A 24,795-nucleotide genomic window follows, 5' to 3' on the forward strand; every position below is an offset into this window, starting at 1 on the left:
TTGGAGGGGGCAACGAATGAACATCCAGACCGTCGATTAAACACCACGCCCGGCGCCTGATGTCAACTTGCACAGGGGCTGATTATTTACCCCTGCTCACCCTGGACGCGAACTTAGCCTGTCATTCCCCAAGCACAATGGAGACAGACGATGGTCCGCGTAACCCCGCCGTATTTTTTCGACGAGTTCCTGCTGTCCAACAGCCGAAAAGCACCGAGCGAGCGCGAACGTACGCTGGGGCTCACCGTCAAGGACCTGGAGTGGTTGCACACCCGGTACTACGCCACCGACGCCGCCCGACGCGACCCCCAGGTGCACACACATCCTATGAGCGTGGAAAAGCTGCTGATCAACGTTGCAGGGCAACCGGCGATAGTTCTCGCCGGCGCTTTCGTGATGAGCCCCAGCCCGGACGGTGGCAAGGCCCTGCTGTACACCCCTTATGGCGGCATACAGGTTGCTGACGATCACACCACGCTGCTCACCGAGCTTGGCGAGCAGTTGGCGGACCCGCTACAGCGCGTTGAGTTGCTGAGCTTCCAATCGATTGCGCAACGCAATGTGTTACCCATCGGCACCGCCATAACGCTCACCAGCGAGATCGTCGAGGGCTCCGTGCAAGAGGACCAGGAGCAGACCCTCCAGGCCTGCCAACAAGCCAACGTACAGGCGATGCTGGAGCAACTGCAAAAAATCCCTACCTTGCCCGACATGCTTGGCACACTGCTGGGCATCATGGCGCGCGCTCACTTCCCCGGCCTGGACCAACGCGACACCCGGGTGAACTGTTTTACCCAAGAGACGGCAGGTGGCCCTCGTCGCTGGGTCGCTTCATTACCTTTAAGCGAAGCGCTGCTGCAGTTCTATGTGAAACATGCCTGGCCCAAGGAACAAACCCGCGAATTCGTCAACCCGAAACGTGACACAACGGCTTTCACCCCAGCCCAGCTTGAACAAGACCGTCTGAACTGGGAAATGCTGATCCAACAAATCTCCAACATACTTTCAAGGCTACTGGACAGCCTGCTGCAAACGTACTGGAACGAGGATACAAATAGCGGGACCTCACGCCTGAACCTTTTCGCGCAGGTCATGGCAGATAAGTTTCGCGTCGATATCCTGCTCAAACGCCAGCAAACCATCATCAGTGCCGACGAAAGCCATATGCTCCAGGCCATGTTCCTCAGTGATCAGACCACTCGCCGCACATATGCCCGCAACCTTAGCGTGGAAAAGGTACGCCTGTACGCGCCCTACCAACATTATGTGGAGCTGGCCGGCACTTTGGCGCTCAGCGAGACACACGCTTACCTTTACACGCAACGGCGCGGTTTAACGGTGCTCAAAGATCTGGATGATCTGAAAGATACGTTATTGAGCATGCTCAAGAGCGCGGGACACGAAGACGAGCTGCTCAATTTTCTGTCCTTGGATGAGCGCAACACGTTTATCGGTCTCGACCAGATTAACATCGCTGTAGAGCCTGCCACGGCCGGGATTTTCACCAGCATGGTCGAAGACATTGCGCTCAAGCAGACCAGTAATATGAACCACGCGCTGGAGCTCTACCGCCGCAGCGATGGCCAAGTGGACCTGGCGGCGTTGCTTGACTACGCCCTGGACATACGCATGATGCTCGACCACCGCCTGACGACACTGGATACAGGCGGGCGCTGGACTGTCCACCCCGTCACCAGTGGCAACGACCGCCCCTCTACGGTGAAGGCAGAGCGTGCCAAGCTCCACCTTCAACGCCTTGAGACCGCAGAGGAGGCACTTGCCGCAGAACGCCAAAAGCATCCGACCTTACGCAGCATGGTCGCGCTGGCATTGAATACTGAACTGCAAAAACAGCAACAGGACCTCAAGGCCCATGAGGTGTTTATCAACACCTACGCCACCCAGGCTCAAGAGCGTGAAGAACGCCCACCGGTATCGTCCCTGAGCATGGTTGAACACTTCATCGAACGTTTGAGCCTCGAGGCCTCGCCGGTTGCGGCCTCGTCCCGGACCTGGTTCTACAGCCAACCCGGCACGGGCATCGCGCTTAAATTGCACAGCATGACCCTGAACACCTTTAACAACGTGATCGAGCAAGTACTGCTGGTTTTCGCCAAACACTCGATGCGCGACTTGCCGCTCCTGTTTCTTGCCAACAGCCGCGACAAACATGCCCATTCGATGCTCATGGGGTTGCGCAGCGAAGCTGAATTGAGGCTGCTGGACAACACCCTGGCGCCGCGTAGCCAGCAAATCCTTGACGCCGTGCTGCGCGCCGAAAGCCTGACGCGCGTGACTCGTCATGGTATCAACGGCTTTCTACCCGATGCCTATGCGTTAACACTGGCCACGGGTACACCCGAGAAAGTGCAGCCCCTTGCCAATACGTTTTTATTGACGGAACGCGGTGGTATCGACCCCGAGCGCTCGGGCCATGTCGTACTGTGGACGCCGCGCCACGGCCACGAGGTCTTTACCTCGATAACAGCCCTGCGCGAAGGAATGACACAGCGTCTGGCGCACCCGATCAGGCGCTTGAGCCTGCTGGAAAACCTGTTGGCCTCCCTGCGTGTGCCCCACCAGGTGTATCGACTGGGCCCCTTGCAACGCATTGATGACAACGTGTTGAACAATCGCCTGCAAACCTACAGTGACTACGTCATGGACGGCGTTGATCGCCTGCTTTCCATGAGGTTGCCCGCACGGGCGCTGCAAGACCGACTGGATACGGTATTGGCACAGGCTGCGCCCACCAACCTGGCACGGGCCATTACGGTGGCCGGTGCGATGATCAACCAGCAGGCCCTACCCGCCTGGTTGGGCATGGCGTCGGCCCAGGCGCAGATCCACCAGGTAGAACTGCTTGAGCAGTACCGCAACAGCGCCCCGGACGAAAAAGACTACCTGCATGGAATAACGCCGATCCGCAAGCATACGAGCACCGCACTTTTAGCGTTGCTACAGGCACGGTTCCCCGGGCAGCACATCGACCCGGATGACGTACTGATCCCCGCACACCCGGCCCTCGACGTTCATGTCTACAGCCTGACCGAGTTTGCCTTGCGCCATTGGCCAGATCTGGACGCCGAGAACATCCGCCCACGCTCTCGAACGGCCACGCCCCTGCCGGCCACGTTGGATGCGAGTGCGGTGATCCAGATGGTCCGGCAACTGGATCTGAAAACCCACTACCAGAAGCTCCTGCAAGACCAGCTCAACCCTCAGACGCAGGAAGGGCGAAAACGGCGTGGCCTGTTTTGTCGGCAACTGCCCTGGCAGACCCTGCAATACGCCCATGAGCAAAAGCTGCGAGAACGACTTTCAACACGGGCGCTGGGTATGGTCCAACAGGTCTTCAACATGCCCGACGCCCTGGCGCGCGGGATGCTTACCGGCGCGTCGGCCATTATTCGCTCCCTGGCATTGATTGCCACCAAGGGCGCCGCGGCCGTCAAGGCCTTGGGCATGTACTTGATAGGCCCGAAAACCCAGAGCGCCGGCCCTTTGGTACTGCACGCGCCCTATAGCAAAAACCATGTGTTCAAGGAATATGCGAACGAGCAAGCATTGCTCGATGAATTGGAACGGCCGGGAGAACTCCAGGAGTGGACCTTGAACCACCTGGAGGCACCGCATCAGGCCACGTACCGGAACTTGTTGAAAAACAACCGCCGCCCCTCCACCGACATCCGTCTGGCCTCGCCCGCCATAAGCGGCAATGCCCTTCACGACCTGTTTAATGACAATACCCAGATGCTGCTCAAGATGTTTGCCGGCCAGTTCGAGAAAGATGCCCAGATGCTATGGAACAAAGCGGTCGGCCTGTTGGGTGATGACATTCCCAAGGCCGTGGAATTTATGGCTGGGAAACTCGCCTATCCGCTGGTTGTGTGGCGTAGCTACCGCTTGTTCAAGCGCTCGGCTGAGGCACTGCAGTTGCATGAATGGACGCCAGCACTGAAAGATTTCATCTCTGGTGTGGCTGAATTAGCCTCACTGCGTACGGAACTTGAAGGCTGCGCGGAACCACCGCCCACGGAAAAGGAAGTACCGCTGGCCGAGCTTGAGGACGAAACACTGCCTACCGCCACAAGCCTGGCCAGCCTGCATGTCACGGCGGCGTCGCGTACGCAGTTGCAGCCTTTCGAAGATCACGACATTGCCCTGAAGGACCTGGAGAAATGCCCCATCAACCATGTTTATTGCGATAAGAAGAGCTTGAAGGACTACGTGCCACTGGGCGGTAAAGTTTATTCAGTCAAGCGAACCGCACAACGTTGGCGCCTGGGCAACAACGAGCACACCGGGCCGTATATCGGTCGCAATGCACAGGGCGCCTGGGTACTGGACCTCAGTCGTCATAACCCGCGTTTTGGCAAAGCCCTGTCGCGCTATAGAACGCGAAGCGACGAACGCCTGGCAATCAATATAGAGGCCACCGGCATAAGACAGATTGCCGCATTGTCCAGCTGGAAGGCCCAAGTGATCAATGAGGCGTTGAATGTAGCGACTTACTACACCGTCAATTGCAAGCGCAATATTGCTCATTTTTCAAACCTGCTGGATCCCAATAGCCGGGTCGGTAAGCTTTTGGGCGAAATGTTCGGTGTCATCAGCCTCACCTCTGATCAGCTCGATAGAACCGAAAAAATGGTTGATGGAATACTTGCTGAATTGAGTGATCCCACTTTAACCGGCCCCGACTCAAAACGTTTTGTCAGTGGGACCAGTCGCGTGGGGGGCGCGCAGGAATATGCCTTTGTCATACCCGAAGACCGCGAACGCAAGCTGTATTTACTCAATCGTTTCTTTGATCCAGCCATGGATGATTACCAGAATCGTTTGACCACACCCTTCGACATATCCGCACACGCCAGGGGTAGCGTGTTGATTCATGAATTGACGCACTTGAAATTCCGCACCGAAGACATCGCGTACCTCGACAGCATGCGGCCTTTCTCTGACCTGATTGACGCGAACAAGCCGGGTGCTCAGTTGATGAAAACCACTCTGGAAGATTTGCACAAGACAGCTCTGTCGATGCTGACCCCCGCCACCATGCTGTTCAAGACCTGGGATGATCTAGAGTCGAAATGGGCAGACTTCGGCGCTGAAACCGCTACCTATCACGTCAAACAAAAAGTCCTCAACACCACGGGTGCCAAGGACCTTGATAACGCCCGACAGATTTTCATGAGTGACCCCGATAAACGCATCGACACAATCTTGGCCAACGCCGACTCAGTCACCTACCTGATTACCCATCTTGGGCGTCTGCTGGATCCGGGGGCCTGAACCGGCCCCCGGGTGGCGTCAGTCTTTCTGATCGCGCAGGACATTGCCAGAAGCGCCGTCGATTCGAGCTTCATAAACAATGCCGTCGGATTTTCGCCCTTTGACTTCCCAGTAGCCGTCATTGTCGGCTTCCGCCGCGTAGACCTCGATGTACCCGGCCTTGGTCTTCGCCACCTCGATGGCCTTTTCGATGGTGATCCAGCCCGCACCTGGCTTATCGGCCAGGGCGGCGCCGGCGCTGAGCAGCGCGGTGGTTGCACACAGGGCGACTAAGGTTTTCTTCAACATATTCGTACTCCATTGAGGGGATTACGGACACTTGTCCTGGGATTTTAGGTAGTACCCAATAAGAATAAGTTCCAATTGATGTGCAATCGCCATGATGGCGGTTCTCGCCATCGGCATTGGGAGGTTAGAATGTGGGAAATCAGGATGAGTTAATGAGCGAAAAGCCCCTTTCAGAAGCCGAATATGACGCTATTACCGACGCCGCTGCGCATTGGTGCATGCGCCTGCACGCCAGTGATTGCACGGCGGGCGAACGTCAGGCTTTTGTGCAATGGCACGACGCCCATCCGCTGCACGCCTTCGAATATGCGGCCATGTTGGAAATCTGGGACGTGGCCGATCATCTGCCCCGCAACGAATCCGCCCCTGCCGTGGTGCCGTTCAAGCCGCGCAGCCGGTTGCGCACTTACGCGGTAGCCGCAGCGGTCTGCCTCGTGGCATTGCCGCTTGCCGCCCTTACTGGCTGGGAGGCAGGCTGGTTGCCTAGCTCCTATGAGCATTTCGAAGCGGCCGATGGCCTGACTAAGGTCACGCTCGGCGATGGCAGCCAAGTGGAGATGAACCTGGGCACCGAGTTGGTCTACAGCCAATACAAGAACCAGCGCCGGGTGACCTTGAAAAAGGGCGAAGCGTTTTTCAAGGTCAGCCATGATCGCGACCACCCATTTATCGTGCGGGCCGGTGAAGGCCAGGTACGGGTCACAGGTACCCAGTTCAACGTCTGGGAATATGAAGAGCAAGTGCGGGTGATGTTGCTTGAGGGCTCGGTGCAGATTTCCAGCGACGGGGTGCACGCCAGTGTGCCGCTGAGCCCAGGTATGCAGGCCAGCTTTCGTCAAGGTGAAGCCACCCCACACGTCGCCGCCATCAAACCCGATGACACCGCGCTGGCATGGCGCCAGGGCAAGCTGGTGCTCGATAACCTGACGCTGACGGACGCTCTGCCGCTGATCAACCGCTACCTGAAAAAACCGGTCATGCTCGCAGACGCCAGTACCGGCGCGATTCGCATCGGCGGTATCTACAACATCAGCGAGGTCAACAACCTCGTCCCCTCCCTGCCCAAGGTGCTACCGGTCTACCTGACCCAGAACCAGGACGGCAGCCCCGTACTCAATTCCATCCCGCGCAAAGCGCCCAAGGGCTGAGTATTGCGGCAAGAGCGGGTGCGCTCGCGCCCGTTGTGTCCACTTTTGAAACACCTGCCTCGCCTGAATCGCCCGTCTCGTGCGGATTCACCGTTTTGTCACAGGTGGTGTTACATCACTGAGACAGGGTGCAAATGCGCACCGGCATATCCCCAGCGTCGAGGACTGTTTCAACGATGAAACAACCCGGCCATCAGTTTGCCTCGCTTGGAGCGCAACTTATTGAATATAGGCAATAAACAAAAAGCGGCACGGCTTCTGCTCTTTCTCTGACAACGCTGTTTAGGGTCAGCGTGAAGAATAAGGAACGTCGCCGTGAACACACTCACACACGCATCTCTGAACGTACTGCTGGTGAGCTGCGCACTCAGTGCCGGCATCAGCATTGCGAGCTATGCAGGTGACGGCGTTATCGTGACGGGACGTAACGTTCAAGCACACATGTATGGGCGTGCCTCTTTCGGCCCTGACCCCTACCCCACCACCGCCAACGCCAATCCGAGCAAAGAGATCATCAACGCCATGTCGGGTGAACTCAGCGACGTGGACATTGGCGGCATCAGCAGCGGCTCCAGCCTCGCTCGCTCTATCCAGCCCAATGGCAGCTTGTCCGGCCTGGGCGCCACCCAAAACAGCATGTCGACACTGGGCACGGGCGCAGCGGCCAGCCACGGTGCGGGCAGCAGCATGGGCGGGCAAATCAGCGACTCGATCCAGCGCGGCATGGCGCCCTTGAACAACCTCGGCAACATGATGGGGGGCAAGTGATGAATCGCGCCCTGTTGCTGTTCGCCCTGCTGGGCAGCGCCTCGGCCATGGCCGACAACACCGCCGTGGTCAACAACAGCGGCCAGCAGTACGAAGGTGTGCTGTCGATCAATCAGGCGGCCGGCAACCAGCAACAAATGTCCAACAGCCGCGCCGTTGCGCTCGGTGGCCAAGCCACCAACGTCGACATCCAGAACCTCAATGGCAAGGTCGACCCGTCCCTGAACGCCAAGGCGGCGATCCAGGGCAGCTCTTTTACCAATGGCAACGGTGTACTGGGCATCAACCAGTCGGCCGGGGCCAATAACCAATCAGTCAATGCCGTGCGGATCAGCCTCAACCCTGGCCCGCAAAGCATCGATGACAGCGTCCTGTTGCAACAGAACACGACGACGCTGGCAACCGACTCAGGGCTCACCTCCACCACTGGCAGCCGCCAGGTCGTTACCAGCGACCAGGCCTTCACCGGCAGCCGAGGAGTGATTCAGGTGAACCAGAGTGCCGGGGTGGGGAACCGAGTGGCTAACACCCTGGGCATCACTATCAAGTAAACCCTTGGTAGACGTCAGTTAGACCGTACCAACACTTAACCAACTAATTAGAAGCAAGGAGAAACACCATGAAACCTCAAATGGCTCTGAAACCACTGGTTTTCGCTCTCGCCGCGCTCATGGCTGCTGCTGCTCAAGCGGGTGGTGGCTGGCACCCTACCCCTCAACCCACCGGTACTGTTGCTGCTGTCGTCACTGATGTACAAAAAAGCGAACACAACAAATTCGACGACACCAACACCGAAAACAACGCCTCGGCCGATAACTCGGTCAACAGCAACAGCGGTAACGTCGGGGTGAATGCGCAGTCGGGTTCCGGCAACCAGGCCGACAACGCTGGTGCCATCTCCAGTGCCAAAGGCGACTTTGCCACGGTGTTTGCGGTGATCGATGTGGATCAAGGCAGTGCGGGCAACAACTTCGTCAACAAAGGCACGCAAAATAACGCCTCCCTGGACGGCTCCATCACTGGGAACTCCGGCAACGTGGGTTACAACGGCCAGGCCGGGCAAGGCAACCAGGGTAAAAACAACCTCGCAATCACTACGGCCGATGGCAAGAACATCGCAGCGGCCTCCAACACCGAGCAAAATTCGCTCAACAACAGCTACCTCAATGCGGCCGCCAGCAGCCATGGTTATGGTGGCAAACCTCAATACGTGTCCAACAACGCAAGCCTGGACAACTCGGTTAACCGCAACTCCGGCAACGTCGGTGTGAACCTGCAATCGGGTTCGGGCAACCAAGGCAGCAACAGCCTGGCGATCGGCCAAGGTTGCAGCGTCTGCACACGCTTCTGATCCAACGGGGCCTTGGCAACAAGGCCCTTTTTTATTCCAGTGTCCAACAGGTCATTCGATCATGCGCCTCGCGACCCTCACCCTCTTGATGTTGCTCACCGGCACGACCTGGGCAGGCACCATGGCGATCTCCGCCATGCCCGGCGGTGCGGTGATCTTCAAGAAGGTCGAGAGTATTCGTGAGCGCCGGTTCGCCAACCTGGTGGAACAGAAAACCGATTTCAGCTGCGGTGCTGCGGCACTCGCCACTATCCTGCGCCAGGCCTATTGGCTGGACGTCGACGAAGAACACCTCATCAAAGGCATGCTGGTCACTGCCGATCAGGACCTGGTACGAACCCAGGGCTTTTCCATGCTGGACATGAAGCGCTACCTCGAAAGCATCGGCATGCGTGCCCGGGGCTACAAGATCGCGCCAGACACCCTGGTGACCGTGAAAATCCCTGTGGTGGTGCTGCTGGAGATCCGTGGCTACAAGCACTTCGTGGTGCTGCAGCGGGCCGACAAGGACTGGGTGTATATCGGCGACCCCGTGCTGGGCCACAAGCGCTACTCGCGTGACGATTTTGTCAAAGGTTGGAATGGCATTGTGTTCGCCGTACTGGGTGAAGGTTACGACAAGACCAACGTCTTGCTCGACCCGCCCATGCCGCTGACCGCCAAGAGCCAGATGAATGAGTTCAGGCCCGTAGGCGATGCCGAGCTGATGGATTTCGGTTTTATCCAGAGCGACTTCTTCTAGAAGCGCAATAAGGGGCAGGACGCCCCAGGAGCAGCAGATGAACACTTCCCGTTGGCTGACGGCATTGTGTCTGGCAGCCTCAATGCCCGCTTATGCCTCATCGGGGTTCAAGCCCATCGAACTCAAGGATTCGGAGATGGCCGAGCTGCGCGGCCGGTATGTAATGCCGGGACGTATCATCAGCTTCGGCATTGTCATGAGCAGCACCTGGACCAATGCGGTCGGTGACAGCATCACCGGCACCGCCAACATGCAGATCGACAAGACCACCATCACTCCGCAATTCTATGTGCAAACCACCGGCTCGACAGGCACCGGCACGCCGCCAAACACTGGCACCGGCAATGTGGTCGGTGGTGCCGGCCTCGGCAGCGGCCAGGGCGTGACTCAAAGCGTGCGCACGGCCGGCGATGGCAACACCGCCTACAACAACGTCGGCATCAACGTCGAGAATGGCGTTGCCCCCGCTAATAACGTTCAGTCCGGGCATGTGCTGATGGCTGGCGGCACCGTGACCGGCGACAGCGCGGCGGGCCGTGTGAGCGTATCGGCCAACAACGGCGGCGTGCAGATGGCGATCCAGGCTAACCACAACCAAGGCAATAGCCTGCAACAGATCGGCGGCGGCAACGTGCTGCAAGGTACGGTGCTGACCGGCAATACCAACCTTGTCAGAAATATCACTCAGATCAACGTTGTGATGAACAATAACGGCTTGAACAACGCCGCGTTGAACTGCAACTTGGATCAGCTCAAAGGCCTACGCACACTCGGTTATTGAACTACGCTGACCCTTCGACACTTTCGCATTAGAAAAGGACGGCTTATTTCATGCATCGATCGTTATCGCTACGTGCGGTGGTTTGTTTAAGTACGCTCTTGCCCGCATCCCTGCTGTATGCCGCGCCAGATGCCGATATCGAAACCCTGAAGAAGGAACTGCTGGAACTCAAGCAACGCTATGACGTGCAACAAAAAGCCTTGGCCGTGCTGGAGCAACGCGTGCGCCAGGTGGAAGATCAACCGGCAACGCCCGCGCCCAAACGCCTGGCCAAGTCCCCCGCCGACTTCAAGAACGGCGGCACCACCGTCGCAGGTACCGGCGCTGCGGCGGCATCCGGTGGCGCCGGCGGTGGCGGCAGTTCCTACGGCCAATCCCTCAAGGACGACTCCGCCCCTGCGCAAAGTGTGAGCAACCTGTACAACGAGGCCAGTGGCTTCTTCGGCAATGGCAAGTTCAGCGTTGAAACCGGCATCACCTATGCCCGTTATGACGCGCGCCAATTGACCCTTAATGGTTTCCTGGCGCTGGACTCAATCTTCCTCGGCAACATCAACCTGGACCGGATCAAGTCCGATAGCTGGACCCTGGACCTGACCGGACGCTACAACGTCGATAACCGCTGGCAGTTCGACCTGAACGTACCGGTGGTCTATCGCGACTCAACCTACCAGTCGGCCGGCGCCGGCAACGATGCCACCGCCACCTCGGAAGGCTCCGTGACCCGCGACCCGACCATCGGCGATGTCAACTTTGGGGTGGCCTACAAGTTCCTCGACGAAACACCGACGTTACCCGATGCGGTGGTGTCTGTACGGGTCAAGGCACCTACGGGTAAAGAGCCCTTCGGTATCAAGCTGGTCAGGCAACCCAACAACGACAACCTGTACTTGCCGGAAAGCCTGCCCACGGGCAATGGGGTATGGTCGGTCACACCGGGCATTTCCCTGGTCAAGACCTTCGACCCGGCGGTGCTGTTTGGTTCGCTGTCGTATACCCACAACTTTGAAGACTCGTTTGATGACATCAGCAGCGATATCAATCAAAAGACCGCTGGTAAAGTGCGGCTGGGCGACAGCTTCCAGTTCGGTGTCGGCGTAGCGTTTGCCCTGAATGAGAAGATGAGCATGTCGTTCTCGGTTTCCGACCTGGTGCAACGCAAGAGCAAGCTCAAGCCAGAAGGCCGCGACTGGCAATCGGTGATCTCCAGCGATGCCAACGCGGGCTATTTCAACGTGGGCATGACGATTGCCGCATCGGATAACCTGACTATCGTGCCGAACCTGGCGATCGGCATGACCGATGATGCGCCGGACTTTACGTTCAGCCTGAAATTCCCGTATTACTTCTGATTGAAATGCGAACACTTGTAAGTGTGGGAGGGGGCTTGCCCCCGATGGCGGTGGGTCAGTCACAGGTGTGTTTACTGACACTCCCTCATCGGCGGCAAGCCCCCTGCCACTACCCGCCCTAGCGGATCTGGTGTTTGTGCAGCAACCGGTAGAACGTCGGCCGGGAAATCCCCAGCACACGGGCCGCGACACTCAGGTTGTCGCTGTGCCGGTTGAGCACATCGCATAGCGCCTCGCGCTCGGCGCGGTGCTTGTAGTCTTCCAGTGTAGCCATCGGCGGCGAGATTGCCGGTTGGCCTTGCAACCCCAGATCAACGGCTTCGATCTGGCGCCCCTCAGCCAACACCAGGCCACGGCGTACGCGGTTGGCCAGTTCACGCACATTGCCCGGCCACGGATGTTGCCCCATCGCCACCAGCGCCTCTTCACTGAAACTGCGCGGGCGGCGACCTGTTTCCTGGCTGTAGAAGCGCGAAAAATGGTTGGCCAGCATTGCCACGTCGCCATGACGCTCGCGCAAGGGCGCAGTGACCACTTGCAGGACATTCAGGCGGTAATACAGGTCTTCGCGAAAGGCGCCCTTCTCCACTGCAGTTTCCAAGTCGACATGGGTCGCCGCCAACACCCGCACATCCACTGGTATCGGCTGGCTGCCGCCAACGCGTTCGATGTGCTTTTCCTGTAGGAAACGCAACAGGTTGGCTTGCAGTTCCATCGGTAAATCACCGATTTCATCCAGGAACAAAGTGCCGCCGTTCGCGGCTTCGATGCGCCCTACCTTGCGCTGATGAGCACCCGTGAACGCACCTTTTTCGTGGCCGAACAGTACGGACTGGATCAGATGTTCAGGGATGGCGCCACAATTGATCGCAACAAACGGCTTGGCATGCCGTTGGGATTGGCGGTGCAACGTCTTGGCCACCAACTCTTTGCCGGTACCGCTGTCGCCACGGATTAATACGGGCGACTCCGTAGGCGCCAACTTGCCCAATAATTTGCGCAGTTCGCGGATGGGGCGACTGTCGCCCAACAATTCGTGGGGCTCATCCACCGGGGCGTGGCCCTTGCCACGCAGGCGCGCCATGCCAAACGCACGCCCGATGGTCACCTGGACCCGGGACACGTCGAACGGCAAGGTGTGGAAGTCGAAGAACCATTCGCAGACAAAATCACCGACGTTCTGCAGGCGCAGTACATCCTGGCTAAGGACGGCAATCCACTCGGTACCACTGCGGCCAATTAACTCTTTTACCGCTTCAGGGCGCCCCAGATGGTAGGGCTGCAAGCGCAGCAGGCCCACATCGCAGGAGCGATCACCCACCGCCTCCAATGCACAGCTGTCCACTTCCCAACCGGCGGTGCGTAAGCCGGGCAATAACCCATGACAGTCGTCACAGGGGTCGACCACCAGCAAGCGGCGTTGGACGGGTGTCACAAGCATGACTGTTCCTTGGCGCCAAGATTATTAAAGTTATTTAGAAACAACAGTTTGTGGTGCCTGAAGCTAACCCTAGCAAGATCTTGACGCCGGTCTTGTACTATTTCGCTATAAGTGCGGGCAAAAAGCCATGTAGCTGGACAAGTTGTCGGCCGTCGAAACTTTCATTCAGCTTTCAAAACAGCCGCTTACATGACGTTAATCAGGGAAAGTTAAAAATTCTTGCTCTAGCATGTGACCCGCACCCCACCATCGTGCATCAGTACAAGTAACCCACCGCACGGTCCGCCCAACCGCCGGTACTCACTTGAATGGGCATACAGAGAGAAGACCCAAATGAACGCTCCGCTGCGCATCAACGAAGCTCTTTTGATTGCAGACCGTGCTTTCCAGCCCTTCCAGTGCGTGGCCTGGCACGATGGCAATGGCGCCCTGAGCCTGAGTGTCATCGACCGTACCAATACCCGTATCGGTAGCAAACAGCTGTCATCGACGACCTATACCGATCCAGCTCAACTTGAAGACCTGTTGTTGCAGGCCCGCGCCGAACTCGACAAAGATGGCTATCAGTTGCAGCACTGGGCAATGCCGAAGTAATTCAATACAGCAACTTCCAGCCCGTGCGAAACACGGACTGGGAGTTGTGCGGTGAAACTTCCGAGTTTAACGTTCCGCGAGAATAAACCGCTCGAACGCCTGCGCAGCGCCGTCCTCGATATTACTGCCAGTAACCACACTGGCCTGGCGCTTGACGGTTTCTTCCGCCTGCCCCATCGCAATCGATAATCCCGCCACATGAAACATCGCCGGATCATTGCCGCCATCACCGATAGCGGCCGTCTGCTCCAGCGGCACACCAAGGTGCTCGGCCAGGGTTCTCAGGGCTTCGCCTTTGTTGGCCAGCATCGCGGTCACGTCCAGGTACACCGGCTGCGAACGCGACACCTGAGCCAACCCTTTTACCTTCGGCTGCAATTGCGCCTCCAGTTCCACCAACAACTGCGTGTTGTTACTGGCGGCGACGATCTTGTCGACGCGATCCAGGTAAGGCTCGAAACTCTCCACCACCACCGGTCCATAGCCCAAGCCATCGGCTTCGCGCTGCACCATAGGCCCCGGCGGATCACGGCGTAGCCAGTCGCCATCGGCAAACACCCAGACTTCCACGTCCGGCTCAGCCGAAAACAGCGCCAGGGTGACCAGTGCCGCCTCCGCCGGCAGATGGTGAGCAACCAGGATGCTGCCATCCGGGTTGACCAACGTGCCGCCATTGAACCCGGCCACTGGCACATCGATGCCAAACGTCTCGATCAGATGCCGCATGGCCTTGGGCGGACGCCCGCTGGCCAGGCTGAAAAGCACCCCGGCCTCACGCATTGCACGAATCGCATCGGCGGTGCGCTGGCTGAGGCTGTGGTCGGGATGCAATAAGGTCCCGTCCACATCACTGAGGACAAATCGGATGGGATGTATCGTCGCGTCACTCATCCGAGGCTGTGCCAGGTGCGGCCATCACGGGCCAGCAGCGCGTCGGCCGCCGCCGGGCCATCTTCACCGGCCTTGTAGGCCTGGATACCGTCATCTTCCTTCCAGGCATCGAGGAACGGCTGCACGGCACGCCAGCCGTTCTCGATGTTGTCGGCACGCTGGAACAAGGTCTGGTCACCGGTCATGCAGTCGTAGATCAGGGTTTCGTACCCCGTCGACGGTTGCATCTCGAAGAAATCCTTGTAGTCAAAGCCCAACTCGATATTGGCCATCTCCAGGGTCGGCCCAGGCTTCTTGGCCAGCAGGTCGAACCACATGCCTTCGTTCGGCTGGATCTGGATTTTCAGGTAGGTTGGCTTGAGTTCATCGACCTCGGTATCGCGGAACTGCGCATAGGGCGCGTGCTTGAAGCAAATCACGATCTCAGTGTCGCGAATGCTCATGCGCTTGCCGGTACGCAGATAGAACGGCACACCGACCCAGCGCCAGTTATCGATCATCACCTTGAGGGCGACGAAGGTCTCAGTGCTGCTGTCGGGCGCGACGTTGGCTTCTTCGCGGTAGCCGGGCAGCGACTTGCCAGCGATTTCGCCCGCGGTGTACTGGCCGCGAACCGAATTGGCCCGGGCATCTTCCAGGGACCAGGGGCGGATCGCACCGACCACCTTGGCCTTCTCGCCGCGCACTGCGTCGGCGCCAAAGGCTGCCGGCGGCTCCATGGCGACCATCGCCAGCAACTGGAACAGGTGGTTGGGCACCATGTCCCGTAGCGTGCCGGTCTTCTCGAAGAAATTGCCCCGGGTTTCCACGCCGACCGTTTCAGCCGCGGTGATTTGCACATGGTCGATGTAGTGGTTGTTCCAGAACGCTTCGAACAGCACGTTGGAGAAACGACTGATCAGGATGTTCTGCACCGTTTCCTTGCCCAGGTAATGGTCGATGCGATAGATCTGCTTCTCGCTCATCACCTTGAGCAGGCAGGCGTTCAGCGCCTCGGCGGTGGCCAGGTCGGAGCCAAACGGCTTCTCGATGACCACGCGGCGAAAGCCCTCGTCCGTCTCATTCAGCAACCCGGCACTGCCCAGGCGCTGCACCACTTCACTGAAGAAGCGCGGTGCGGTCGCCAGGTAGAACACTGCGTTGCCGGTGCCGCTGTCGGCAATCTTATGCGCGATATCGGCATAGGTGCTGTCGTCGAGGAAATCGCCCTCAACGTAGCTGATGCCCTTGGCCAATTGCGCCCACAGCGCAGGGTCGAGGGCATTTTCAGCGCTACCCCTGACCTTGTTGGCGGCCTCGGTACGAATGAAGTCCTCAAGCTTCTTGGCGAAGTCCGCGTCACTGATGGCGTTGTGATCAACGCCCACAATACGCAGGCCATCGCCCAGCAGGCCATCACGGCTCAGGTTGTACAGCGCCGGCATGAGCAGGCGCTTGACCAGGTCGCCATGGGCGCCAAACAGAAACAGGGTAGTCGGTGGTGCAGGTTCGGCCTTGGGTTTCTTGCCGGTAGCGGTCATTTTTTGGAAGTCTCCACATGGCCGCCAAAGCCGAAGCGCATGGCAGACAGCATTTTGTCACCGTAGGTGCTCTGCTGGCGGGAACGGAAACGCGCGAACAGCGAAGTCGACAACACCGGCACCGGCACCGCCTGCTCCATCGCCGCTTCAATGGTCCAGCGGCCTTCACCACTGTCGGCTACGGAGCCGGAGTAACCGTCGAGTTTCGGGTCGGTGGCCAGGGCATCGGCGGTCAGGTCCAGCAGCCAGGACGACACCACGCTGCCACGGCGCCAGACTTCGGCGATATCGGCAACGTTGAGGTCAAAGCGCTGGTCTTCTGGCAGGTTTTCCGAGTTCTTGGTCTTGAGGATGTCAAAACCTTCGGCAAACGCCTGCATCATCCCGTACTCGATGCCGTTGTGGATCATCTTGACGAAGTGCCCCGAACCCGCAGGGCCGGCATGAATGTAGCCATGCTCGGCACGCGGGTCGGCAGAGGCCGAACGGTCCTTGGTGCGCGGAATGTTGCCCAGGCCCGGCGCCAGGCTCTTGAAGATCGGGTCCAGGCGCTGCACGGTCTCGACATCGCCACCGATCATCATGCAGTAGCCACGCTCCAGCCCCCAGACGCCACCCGAAGTGCCGACGTCGACGTAGTGCAGGCCCTTTTCCGCCAGGGCCTTGCTGCGACGCACGTCGTCCTTATAGTTGGTGTTGCCGCCGTCGATGATCACATCGCCGTCTTCCAGCAGTTCGCTGAGCGCATTGATGGTGTCTTCGGTAGGCGCGCCTGCCGGCAACATGACCCAGACGGCGCGGGGCTTTTGCAGGCCGGCCACCAGGGCTTTCAAGTCGGCGACGCCGGTAGCGCCCTCCTCGCTCAAGCCTTTGACGAAGGCTTCGTTACGGTCGTATACAACGGTGGTATGCCCATTGAGCATCAGGCGCCGCGCAATGTTACCGCCCATGCGGCCTAGTCCGATAATCCCCAGTTGCATGTGCTGATGCTCCTAACTACTAAAAAATGTGTGACATAGTTTATAGCGCAATGAGGCTAATGAGGGTTAGTCCAGAGCGGATCCGTGTAGTTTCATGACAAAAAAATTGCCATCGTTTCACCATCAGCCCGCAAAAAGTCACACGACCACCAAAAATAAAAAAGTTCCCTTGCCCGCAAAAAGAATTCAAACTTGCTCCCGACTGGTGACGAGAACCGCGATTCAAGGGTTCCGATGCCGCGATCTACCGGCTATTTGCGAGGTAAGCAATGAGCACAACACAGATGACCCGCCCGCCACAGACCCTCTACGTCACCCTCCGTCGCGATGAACTGCGCCAGTTGAAAGACGAGCGCGATCAGTTGCAACAGGAAGTCCTGCGTCTGCGCTCATACCTTCAAGCCCGGCTTGACCAGCCCGCGGATAGCAAGCCAGCCCTCTGCTGAAACCGCGCCTGAGCGCCTGGTAAGGTAATACCTACAGAAAACTCACAAAGTTTTCACACTCCCCTCCTGATACTCCCGTTCCGCGATGCCGCTCACTTCCTGAGCGGCCCGATGTCGCGCGCCTGTGCGCGACAATCATTCTCTGATGGGGCGCTGGATGGCGATGTTCAAACGCAGCACGACGACTGCGAAAGGCTTTGATTGGGCCGGCCTTGGTTGGCTATTCCTGTTTTTCTGGTATTTCTCGGGTATCACCCAACTTCTTATCCAACTGACCGGCACGTCTGGCTTCAGTGGTTTCCGCCAAGCCTTCTTCATGAGTGCGCTGTGGCTGGCGCCCATGTTGCTGTTCCCGCGCCGTACGCGCCTGCTTGCCGCCTTGATCGGCGTGGTGCTGTGGGCCTGCTCCATGGCGAGCCTGGGTTACTTCTTCATTTACCAGCAGGAATTCTCTCAGAGCGTCATCTTCATCATGTTCGAATCGAACATTTCTGAAGCCGGCGAATACGCGACCCAATATTTTGCCTGGTGGATCGTGCTGGCCTTCATTGCCCACACCGCCTTCGCCGTCTTCCTCTGGACGCGCCTGCGTCCGGTGTACCTGCCTCGCGGCCAGTCGATCGTCGCAGCAGTCGCTATTGTATTGGCGGTTGTGGGGTATCCGCTGGTCAAGCAGATCGCCACCAGTGAAACCATGGAATTGGCCATCGACCGTTTCGAAACCCGCATCGAACCTGCCGTACCTTGGCAGATGATCGTTGCCTACCGCCGCTACACCGAGCAACTCGACAATATGCAAGGCATGTTGACCAGTGCCAGCCAGATCCCGCCCTTGAAAAACCTCAAGGACAGCATGGCCGGCCAACCGTCCACGTTAGTGCTGGTCATCGGCGAGTCCACCAACCGCCAGCGCATGAGCCTCTACGGCTACCCGCGCAACACCACGCCGGAACTGGATAAGCTGCGCGACCAATTGGCGGTATTCGATAACGTCATCACCCCGCGCCCCTACACCATTGAAGCGCTGCAACAGGTGCTGACCTTTGCTGACGAAGAAAACCCTGACCTGTACCTCAAGACGCCGTCGATTGTCAGCGTGATGAAACAGGCCGGCTACAAGACCTTCTGGATCACCAACCAGCAGACCATGACCAAGCGCAACACCATGCTCACGACCTTTTCCGAACAGGCCGACGAACAGGTGTACCTGAACAACAACCGCAACCAGAACGCTCGCCAATACGACGGCGATGTGCTGGCACCGTTTTCCAAGGCCCTGGCCGATACTGCCGAACGCAAGTTCATCGTGGTGCACCTGCTGGGCACCCACATGAGCTACCAGTACCGTTACCCGCCGACCTTCGACAAGTTCACCGACCGCCAGGGCGTTCCTGCGGGCGTCAGCGATGCGCAGTTGCCGACCTACAACAGCTATGACAACGCCGTGCTGTACAACGACTTCGTGGTCTCCAGCCTGATCAAGGACTACGCCAAGACCGACCCCAACGGCTTCCTGCTGTACCTCTCGGACCACGGCGAAGACGTGTTCGACTCGGTCGGCCACGACACCCTTGGCCGCAACGAAGGCAAGCCGACCGCGCCGATGTACACCATCCCGTTCATGGCCTACGCCTCACCCAAATGGCGCGAAAGCCACGACTGGAGCTTTGCCGGCGACCTGCAACGGCCTTACAGCAGCTCGCAACTGATCCACACCTGGGCTGACATGGCCGGCTTGAGCTTTGACGAGCTGGACCACAGCAAGAGCCTGGTCAGCGACAGCTTCAAGCCACGCCCGTTGTTGATCGGCAACCCTTATGAGACCAAGCAGAAGGCGCTGATCGACTTCAGCCTGATCAAGCCAAAGAAGGCCGATGGCAGCGAAGTGGTGCTCAAGTAATCCTGGGTTTTGTTACGGGAATATAGTTCGCCCAGCCCTCTCGTATTTGAACCATACCCTCCCTCACCGGGAGGGTACGCTCCAGCACCTTTGCACTGGGTGGAAGCTATAACCCTTTCCGGCAAAGTTAACAAAACCGTTAACTTTGCCGGCACTTTCAGTTAATTCCCACTTAATAAGATAGCGCCATAGTCGCTCCATGATTCTGATCAAGGAACGGCCAGACACCTATCACTCTTAATGGGAATACCGCAATGAAACTCTCGACGTTGATGCTTGCCAGCCTGATGACCCTGACCTCCGCCGCCGCCTTTGCAGAGGGCGGCTCAGAGCGATCGAAGGAGTTCTACAACAACTTCAGCTTCATTCAGAAAGAAACCCATGGCGCGGCTGAACAGCGAACTGCCTCTGCCGACGGAAAGACATTGAAGGTCGACACCGTCGATAAGGAACAACCAAACAGTTGATTTAATCTTTATTTAATCCGCACCACCCCTTGCCATCCTGCTCCGTTGGCAAAGGTTTATTGGGCGCCATGTAATGGCGCCTTTTTTTCGTCGGTTATTTATTACAGTGGCTTATTCCAGAACAACATACGCCCATGGGCCGGATCAAACACTGCATCGTCAAATCCAAACTTGCGGTATGCCGATTGCGCCAGTTCATTGCCTTCAAGCACTTCCAGGGTGATCTTGCAGCAGCCGCGCTGCCGAGCAATTTCCTCGACCTTTTGCAGCATTTTCTGACTCAAGCCGAAGCCACGAAACTGAGCCATCACCACCACGTCGTGGACGTTGACCAGCGGGCGGCAAGCAAAGGTCGAGAAACCTTCAAAACAGTTGACCAACCCCGCTGGCTCGCCGCCGACAAACGCCAGCACGCTGAATGCATGGGGCCGCTTGGCCAGCTCGGCAGGCAGTTGCTGCAAGAGATCGGCGGGCAAGGTGTGGCCGCCGCCCATCGGATCTTCAGCATAATGATTGAGCAACAGGCCGATGGCTTCGGCGTGCACCACGTTGGTGTAGCTGGCTTGCAGCACCAGGATGTCTGGGGTGTCCATTTCCTTCCTCGATAACGACAACCAGGGATTCGTTTCCCTTTGAGAGCTGCGATTGTAAGCGCGGAGTCGGCAGCAGATGAAGGAGATTAACTACAAATGCCCGACAGAAAGCGCGAAGGTTGCAGGCATCAAAACGCGCAAACGGCCCCGGAACGGCGATTCTTCCTAGACGGCGAAGCGTTGCAGTTGCATCTCTCGCAAGCGGCTGAGGGTGCGACGGAAAGGAAACTCCAGGTAGCCTTCAGTGTACAGGCTCTCCAAGGGCACCCTGGCTTCGATAAAGAGCGGCACCTTGCGGTCGTAGCATTCGTCCACCAGCGCAATAAAGCGCCGCACGCTGTCATCGTGCACCGACAGTTCCGGCAAATCGCGATCTCCCGCCGCCACACGCTCAGCACCGTCCTCGGTGCCGCGGGCAATCCGCCCGGGGCGCCGTTGTGCACTGAGGTTGGGGACGTCTTCGAGCAGGATGGCCTCAAACCGATCACACAGCAGCATGAAATCCATTGCCGCCAGGGGTTGCTCGCACAATTCGGCATAACGACACCAGAGCACCGTGGCACTGGCCTGCACCGCGACAATGGAACGGTAACCTACGCTCACCACCCCGCTGCTTACGCGTTGCCCTTGGCTCAAGTTCTTGAACACCGCAGCCAGCGCATCCGGTTGATTAACCCAGTAGCGCTGCATGCCCACACCCGGATGCAAGCGATGGTCTTCGCCACCGTCCACCGCCACCACCTGCATATGCTGCTCGAGCGCATCGATGCCCGGCAGGAAACGCTCGCGATTGAAACCACCGGCGTATAGCTGTTCAGGCGGTTGATTGGAGGTGCACACCATCACCACGCCTTCCTCGAACATCACCTGGAACAAGCGGCCGAGGATGATCGCGTCACCGATGTCATTCACAAACAGCTCATCAAAGCACAACACGCGCACGTCCTGGCTCAGTTCCCGGGCCAACGCCTGCAAGGGATCCTGGGTGCCCGTGAGCTGGAACGAGCGTTGATGCACCCACCCCATGAAGTGATGAAAATGCTGACGCCGCGCGGGCACGCGCAGGCTTTGATAGAACTGGTCCATCAGCCAGGTTTTACCACGGCCCACCGGCCCCCACAGGTAAACCCCGGTAATCGCCGAACGGCCTTGGTGCAAGGCTTCGTGGCAGGCTTGCAGGGCTTGCACTGCCTGGCGCTGGGCATCGTCGGGGACGAACCCTTGCTGGGCGATGGCGTGTTGATAAGCGGCGAGGGGCGAGTCGAAAGTCATGCTTGCCAGTATGACTTACACACAGATATCCAGCCGTGAAATCTTCGTTTTTGCCCCACAGGACCTGGAGCAACGTTAATAGGCGTGTGATGTGCGACAGGTTGATATCACCAGAACTGGGTTAGAGGTGCAGCAGCTTAGCAGAGGCTCCTGACAGGAAATGTCAGGAATGTGGGAGGGGGCTTACTCCCGATAGCAGTGGTTCAGCCAACCAGTACATTGACTGATACACCGCTATCGGGAGCAAGCCCCCTCCCACATTTGGATTGAAGACCACCCGCGCAATAGCCGTCGGCGGTCCCCCCAACTTACGCCAGGCTCTTGCTAACCACCTCAAACACATCGCTGGACAGCTCACCACACGCCCGAATGCGCTCCAGTTCCGCTTTCATCAGCGCCTGGCGCGCACCATCGTACTTGCGCCAGCGCGTCAGCGGCGCCAGTTGGCGTGAGGCGATCTGCGGGTTCAGGGTATTGAGCTGGATCACCAGGTCCGCCAGGAAGCGATAACCTGAGCCATCCGCCGCATGGAAGTTGACCAGGTTCTGCCCGGCAAACGCGCCAACCAATGCGCGCACCTTGTTCGGGTTCTTGATGGTAAACGCCGGATGCTCCATCAACGCCTTGACCCGTGCCAGCCCGCCCGGCAACGTGCTGCCTGCCTGTACGCTGAACCACTGGTCCATGACCAACGGGTTGTCCTTGAAATTCTCGGCAAACACCGCCAACGCCTGGGCTTTTTCCGCCTCGAACGGCGAGTTCACCAGCACCGCCAGGGCGGTCAGGCGTTCGGTCATGTTGTCGCTGGTATCAAACTGATCCAGGGTGGCCGCCAACACTTCGGGCTTGCCGCTGAGCATCAGGTAGGACAGCGCAATATTCTGCAAGGCGCGACGGGCAAAGTGCTCGGCTTCTGCGACGTAGGGCGTTTGCTTGGACAGGTCACGGTTGGCCTGGTAACGCAGCCACAGCCCTTCGAACAGGTTGTCGGCCAGTTGCTTGCGGGCAAACTCGCGGGCGGCGTGGATGGCGTCCACATCCGCCACTTCGCTGATTTCGGTCAGGTAGGCTTCACTCGGCAGCGAAAGCATTTCCGCGACCATGGCCTGATCCAGGCTTTCGTCGCTCAATACCGAGCGCAGCGCGTCGATCAGGCGTTGATCCAGCTTCAGCGGCTGGCCCGCCTGATGCTGGCCGATCAGCTCCTGCAGCACTTGCACCGACAGTTGCTGGCCAGCGTCCCAACGGTTGAACCCGTCACTGTCGTGCTGCATCAGGAACATCAGTTGGTCGCGGTTGTAAGGGAAGCTCAGTTTCACCGGCGCCGAGAAGCCACGCAGCAACGAAGGCAAGGGCTTTTCGGCAACATCGACGAAGGTAAACGTCTGCTCGGCTTCAGTCACCGAGATCACCCGGGATGTGCCGCCAGCGCTCGCTTCACCGGCCAGGCGCAAGGCGATACCCGCGCCCTGCCCGTCCAGCAAGCCCAGTGCCACCGGAATCACGAACGGCAGTTTTTCGACCTTGTCCGGGGTTGCCGGGCAGCTCTGGCGGAAGGTCAGGCTGTAGGTCCTGGCCGCGGCGTCGTAGGACTCACTGACCGCCAGACGCGGCGTACCGGCCTGGCTGTACCAGCGTTTGAACTGGCTGAGGTCGGCGCCGTTGGCATCTTCCATGGCCTTGATGAAGTCATCGCAGGTCACGGCCTGGCCGTCATGGCGTTCAAAGTACAGGTCGCTGCCTTTGCGGAAGCCTTCGGCGCCGAGCAAGGTGTGGATCATACCGACCACTTCCGAGCCTTTTTCGTACACGGTCAGGGTGTAGAAGTTGGAAATCTCGATAAAGCTGTCCGGGCGTACCGCGTGGGCCATGGGGCCTGCGTCTTCAGCGAACTGGTGGGTACGCAGGTACGCAACGTCCTGGATGCGCTTGACCGTGGCCGAATTCATGTCGGCGGAGAAGCCGGAGTCACGGAACACGGTGAAGCCTTCCTTGAGCGACAGCTGGAACCAGTCGCGGCAGGTCACGCGGTTGCCCGACCAGTTGTGGAAGTACTCGTGGGCGACGATGGCCTCGACACGCTGGTGAGCGGCGTCGGTGGCAGTTTCGGCGCGGGCCAGCACGGCGCTGGAGTTGAAGATGTTGAGGCCCTTGTTCTCCATGGCGCCCATGTTGAAGTCGTTGACCGCCACGATCATGAAGATGTCGAGGTCGTACTCACGGCCGTAGGTTTCTTCATCCCAGCGCATGGATTTTTTCAGGCTGGTCATGGCGTGCTGGCACTTGTCGATGTTTTCCGGTTCGACGTAGATGCGCAGCGCTACTTCACGATGGGTCATGGTGGTGAAGCTGTCTTCGACGCACCACAGGTCACCGGCCACCAAGGCAAACAGATAGGCCGGTTTCTTGAACGGGTCTTCCCAGGTCGCCCAGTGACGGCCGTCTTCACCGGGGCCGCTGGCAATCGGGTTACCGTTGGAGAGCAGCACCGGGTAGCTGTGTTGCTCGGCGATCACCGTGGTGGTGAAGACGCTCATCACGTCCGGGCGGTCGAGGTAATAAGTGATCTTGCGAAAGCCTTCGGCCTCGCACTGGGTGCAAAACATGCCGCTGGATTTATACAAGCCTTCCAGGGCGGTGTTGGTTTCCGGGTGGATCTTGACCGTGGTGTCGAGGGTGAACGTCTCACTTTTTGGCTGCAGTGTCAGGTGGCTGTCGGTCAACTGGTAGTCAGCGTCCGTCAGTTCCTGGTCGGCCAGGTTCACGCTCAACAGCTCAAGCTGCTGGCCATCGAGCACCAGCGGCGGCAGGCCGGCGCCGCGCTCAGGGTTGCGGCGCATCACCAACTGCGCGTGGACCAGGCTGTGGTCCTCGAACAACTCGAAGGTCAGGTGCGTCTCGTCGATCAGGTAGTCCGGCGCCTGATAGTCCTTAAGGTAGATCATCTTCGGTTGTTCGGTGCGCAT

20 protein-coding genes are annotated in these 24,795 nt (G+C 58.6%); 12 read left to right on the forward strand and 8 right to left on the reverse strand.

The genetic code is table 11. The features are described 5' to 3' along the window. Positions 1–150 precede the first annotated feature (150 nt). Positions 151–5,295 carry a dermonecrotic toxin domain-containing protein gene (locus tag FRT59_RS19755; RefSeq protein ID WP_153872121.1) on the forward strand — a complete coding sequence of 1,715 codons (5,145 nt, stop codon included), beginning with the start codon at positions 151–153 and terminating at the stop codon, positions 5,293–5,295. Between the two features lie 18 nt (positions 5,296–5,313). On the opposite strand, the gene FRT59_RS19760 is transcribed toward FRT59_RS19755, so the two are convergent. Beyond that, complete coding sequence (locus FRT59_RS19760; RefSeq protein ID WP_034119310.1) at positions 5,314–5,583, reverse strand: PepSY domain-containing protein; 270 nt, start codon at positions 5,581–5,583, stop codon at positions 5,314–5,316. 152 nt (positions 5,584–5,735) lie between these two features. Between FRT59_RS19760 and FRT59_RS19765 the strand changes: the two genes are divergently transcribed. The 7 genes from FRT59_RS19765 to FRT59_RS19795 all read left to right on the forward strand — a co-directional run bounded on the left by FRT59_RS19765 (position 5,736) and on the right by FRT59_RS19795 (position 11,725). After that, the gene (locus tag FRT59_RS19765) at positions 5,736–6,731 is read left to right on the forward strand and encodes a FecR family protein (protein ID WP_153872122.1); all 996 of its coding nucleotides are present in this window, start codon (positions 5,736–5,738) and stop codon (positions 6,729–6,731) included. A 315-nt stretch (positions 6,732–7,046) separates the two neighbouring features. Beyond that, entirely contained in the window at positions 7,047–7,499 is a 453-nt protein-coding gene (locus FRT59_RS19770; RefSeq protein ID WP_034119313.1) for a hypothetical protein, read from the forward strand. Next, complete coding sequence (locus FRT59_RS19775; RefSeq protein WP_034119315.1) at positions 7,499–8,050, forward strand: hypothetical protein; 552 nt, start codon at positions 7,499–7,501, stop codon at positions 8,048–8,050. The genes FRT59_RS19770 and FRT59_RS19775 overlap by 1 nt, the downstream gene beginning before the upstream one ends. Positions 8,051–8,118: 68 nt before the next feature. Continuing rightward, positions 8,119–8,850, forward strand: coding sequence for a hypothetical protein (locus FRT59_RS19780; RefSeq protein ID WP_153872123.1), 732 nt, complete (start codon positions 8,119–8,121; stop codon positions 8,848–8,850). A gap of 61 nt (positions 8,851–8,911) precedes the next feature. Further along, entirely contained in the window at positions 8,912–9,592 is a 681-nt protein-coding gene (locus tag FRT59_RS19785) for a C39 family peptidase (protein ID WP_153872124.1), read from the forward strand. A 37-nt stretch (positions 9,593–9,629) separates the two neighbouring features. After that, positions 9,630–10,373 carry a hypothetical protein gene (locus FRT59_RS19790; protein WP_153872125.1) on the forward strand — a complete coding sequence of 248 codons (744 nt, stop codon included), beginning with the start codon at positions 9,630–9,632 and terminating at the stop codon, positions 10,371–10,373. Positions 10,374–10,423: 50 nt separating this feature from the next. Then, the gene (locus tag FRT59_RS19795) at positions 10,424–11,725 is read left to right on the forward strand and encodes an autotransporter domain-containing protein (RefSeq protein WP_034119320.1); all 1,302 of its coding nucleotides are present in this window, start codon (positions 10,424–10,426) and stop codon (positions 11,723–11,725) included. Positions 11,726–11,843: 118 nt separating this feature from the next. Here the strand turns inward: FRT59_RS19795 and FRT59_RS19800 are convergent, their stop codons facing one another. Continuing rightward, positions 11,844–13,166 carry a sigma-54 dependent transcriptional regulator gene (locus FRT59_RS19800; protein ID WP_153872126.1) on the reverse strand — a complete coding sequence of 441 codons (1,323 nt, stop codon included), beginning with the start codon at positions 13,164–13,166 and terminating at the stop codon, positions 11,844–11,846. A 333-nt stretch (positions 13,167–13,499) separates the two neighbouring features. Here FRT59_RS19800 and FRT59_RS19805 point away from each other — a divergent pair, with 333 nt between their 5' ends. After that, positions 13,500–13,760 (forward strand): hypothetical protein, encoded by a 261-nt coding sequence (locus FRT59_RS19805; RefSeq protein ID WP_034119322.1) that lies wholly within the window; start codon positions 13,500–13,502, stop codon positions 13,758–13,760. A gap of 66 nt (positions 13,761–13,826) precedes the next feature. Here the strand turns inward: FRT59_RS19805 and FRT59_RS19810 are convergent, their stop codons facing one another. Genes FRT59_RS19810 through gnd form a run of 3 tightly spaced genes read right to left on the reverse strand, consistent with a single transcriptional unit; the run spans position 13,827 to position 17,151 of the window. Then, on the reverse strand, positions 13,827–14,651 hold the full coding sequence (locus FRT59_RS19810; RefSeq protein WP_153872127.1) for an HAD family hydrolase: 825 nt from the start codon (positions 14,649–14,651) through the stop codon (positions 13,827–13,829). Further along, positions 14,648–16,171, reverse strand: a complete 1,524-nt coding sequence (gene zwf / locus FRT59_RS19815; protein ID WP_034119324.1) for a glucose-6-phosphate dehydrogenase — start codon at positions 16,169–16,171, stop codon at positions 14,648–14,650. The genes FRT59_RS19810 and zwf overlap by 4 nt, the downstream gene beginning before the upstream one ends. After that, on the reverse strand, positions 16,168–17,151 hold the full coding sequence (gnd, locus tag FRT59_RS19820; RefSeq protein WP_153872128.1) for a phosphogluconate dehydrogenase (NAD(+)-dependent, decarboxylating): 984 nt from the start codon (positions 17,149–17,151) through the stop codon (positions 16,168–16,170). The genes zwf and gnd overlap by 4 nt, the downstream gene beginning before the upstream one ends. Before the next feature lie 269 nt (positions 17,152–17,420). Here gnd and FRT59_RS19825 point away from each other — a divergent pair, with 269 nt between their 5' ends. From FRT59_RS19825 to FRT59_RS19835, 3 genes are all read left to right on the forward strand, one after another. Then, complete coding sequence (locus FRT59_RS19825) at positions 17,421–17,597, forward strand: DUF6026 family protein (RefSeq protein WP_153838280.1); 177 nt, start codon at positions 17,421–17,423, stop codon at positions 17,595–17,597. Between the two features lie 157 nt (positions 17,598–17,754). Further along, a complete protein-coding gene (locus FRT59_RS19830; protein WP_034119326.1) occupies positions 17,755–19,497 on the forward strand; it encodes a phosphoethanolamine transferase CptA in 1,743 nt (580 codons plus the stop codon). 254 nt (positions 19,498–19,751) lie between these two features. After that, positions 19,752–19,964, forward strand: coding sequence for a hypothetical protein (locus tag FRT59_RS19835; RefSeq protein ID WP_034119327.1), 213 nt, complete (start codon positions 19,752–19,754; stop codon positions 19,962–19,964). A gap of 101 nt (positions 19,965–20,065) precedes the next feature. On the opposite strand, the gene FRT59_RS19840 is transcribed toward FRT59_RS19835, so the two are convergent. The 3 genes from FRT59_RS19840 to pepN form a co-directional block, all read right to left on the reverse strand. Further along, positions 20,066–20,557: a GNAT family N-acetyltransferase gene (locus tag FRT59_RS19840; protein WP_034119328.1), complete on the reverse strand. Its 492-nt coding sequence runs from the start codon at positions 20,555–20,557 to the stop codon at positions 20,066–20,068. A 165-nt stretch (positions 20,558–20,722) separates the two neighbouring features. Further along, entirely contained in the window at positions 20,723–21,829 is a 1,107-nt protein-coding gene (gene zapE, locus FRT59_RS19845) for a cell division protein ZapE (protein ID WP_153872129.1), read from the reverse strand. 308 nt (positions 21,830–22,137) lie between these two features. Next, the gene (gene pepN, locus FRT59_RS19850) at positions 22,138–24,795 is read right to left on the reverse strand and encodes an aminopeptidase N (RefSeq protein WP_153872130.1); all 2,658 of its coding nucleotides are present in this window, start codon (positions 24,793–24,795) and stop codon (positions 22,138–22,140) included.

Source organism: Pseudomonas haemolytica, assembly GCF_009659625.1.
Taxonomy (GTDB): domain Bacteria; phylum Pseudomonadota; class Gammaproteobacteria; order Pseudomonadales; family Pseudomonadaceae; genus Aquipseudomonas; species Aquipseudomonas haemolytica.

Excerpts from the sequence above, each read along its gene's own strand:
- FRT59_RS19755 (WP_153872121.1), top strand. The coding sequence starts at position 151 with ATGGTCCGCGTAACCCCGCCGTATTTTTTCGACGAGTTCCTGCTGTCC.
- FRT59_RS19760 (WP_034119310.1), bottom strand. The coding sequence starts at position 5,583 with ATGTTGAAGAAAACCTTAGTCGCCCTGTGTGCAACCACCGCGCTGCTC.
- FRT59_RS19765 (WP_153872122.1), top strand. The coding sequence starts at position 5,736 with ATGAGCGAAAAGCCCCTTTCAGAAGCCGAATATGACGCTATTACCGAC.
- FRT59_RS19775 (WP_034119315.1), top strand. The coding sequence starts at position 7,499 with ATGAATCGCGCCCTGTTGCTGTTCGCCCTGCTGGGCAGCGCCTCGGCC.
- FRT59_RS19780 (WP_153872123.1), top strand. The coding sequence starts at position 8,119 with ATGAAACCTCAAATGGCTCTGAAACCACTGGTTTTCGCTCTCGCCGCG.
- FRT59_RS19785 (WP_153872124.1), top strand. The coding sequence starts at position 8,912 with ATGCGCCTCGCGACCCTCACCCTCTTGATGTTGCTCACCGGCACGACC.
- FRT59_RS19790 (WP_153872125.1), top strand. The coding sequence starts at position 9,630 with ATGAACACTTCCCGTTGGCTGACGGCATTGTGTCTGGCAGCCTCAATG.
- FRT59_RS19795 (WP_034119320.1), top strand. The coding sequence starts at position 10,424 with ATGCATCGATCGTTATCGCTACGTGCGGTGGTTTGTTTAAGTACGCTC.
- FRT59_RS19800 (WP_153872126.1), bottom strand. The coding sequence starts at position 13,166 with ATGCTTGTGACACCCGTCCAACGCCGCTTGCTGGTGGTCGACCCCTGT.
- FRT59_RS19805 (WP_034119322.1), top strand. The coding sequence starts at position 13,500 with ATGAACGCTCCGCTGCGCATCAACGAAGCTCTTTTGATTGCAGACCGT.
- FRT59_RS19810 (WP_153872127.1), bottom strand. The coding sequence starts at position 14,651 with ATGAGTGACGCGACGATACATCCCATCCGATTTGTCCTCAGTGATGTG.
- zwf (WP_034119324.1), bottom strand. The coding sequence starts at position 16,171 with ATGACCGCTACCGGCAAGAAACCCAAGGCCGAACCTGCACCACCGACT.
- gnd (WP_153872128.1), bottom strand. The coding sequence starts at position 17,151 with ATGCAACTGGGGATTATCGGACTAGGCCGCATGGGCGGTAACATTGCG.
- FRT59_RS19825 (WP_153838280.1), top strand. The coding sequence starts at position 17,421 with ATGAGCACAACACAGATGACCCGCCCGCCACAGACCCTCTACGTCACC.
- FRT59_RS19830 (WP_034119326.1), top strand. The coding sequence starts at position 17,755 with ATGGCGATGTTCAAACGCAGCACGACGACTGCGAAAGGCTTTGATTGG.
- FRT59_RS19835 (WP_034119327.1), top strand. The coding sequence starts at position 19,752 with ATGAAACTCTCGACGTTGATGCTTGCCAGCCTGATGACCCTGACCTCC.
- FRT59_RS19840 (WP_034119328.1), bottom strand. The coding sequence starts at position 20,557 with ATGGACACCCCAGACATCCTGGTGCTGCAAGCCAGCTACACCAACGTG.
- zapE (WP_153872129.1), bottom strand. The coding sequence starts at position 21,829 with ATGACTTTCGACTCGCCCCTCGCCGCTTATCAACACGCCATCGCCCAG.
- pepN (WP_153872130.1), bottom strand. The coding sequence starts at position 24,795 with ATGCGCACCGAACAACCGAAGATGATCTACCTTAAGGACTATCAGGCG.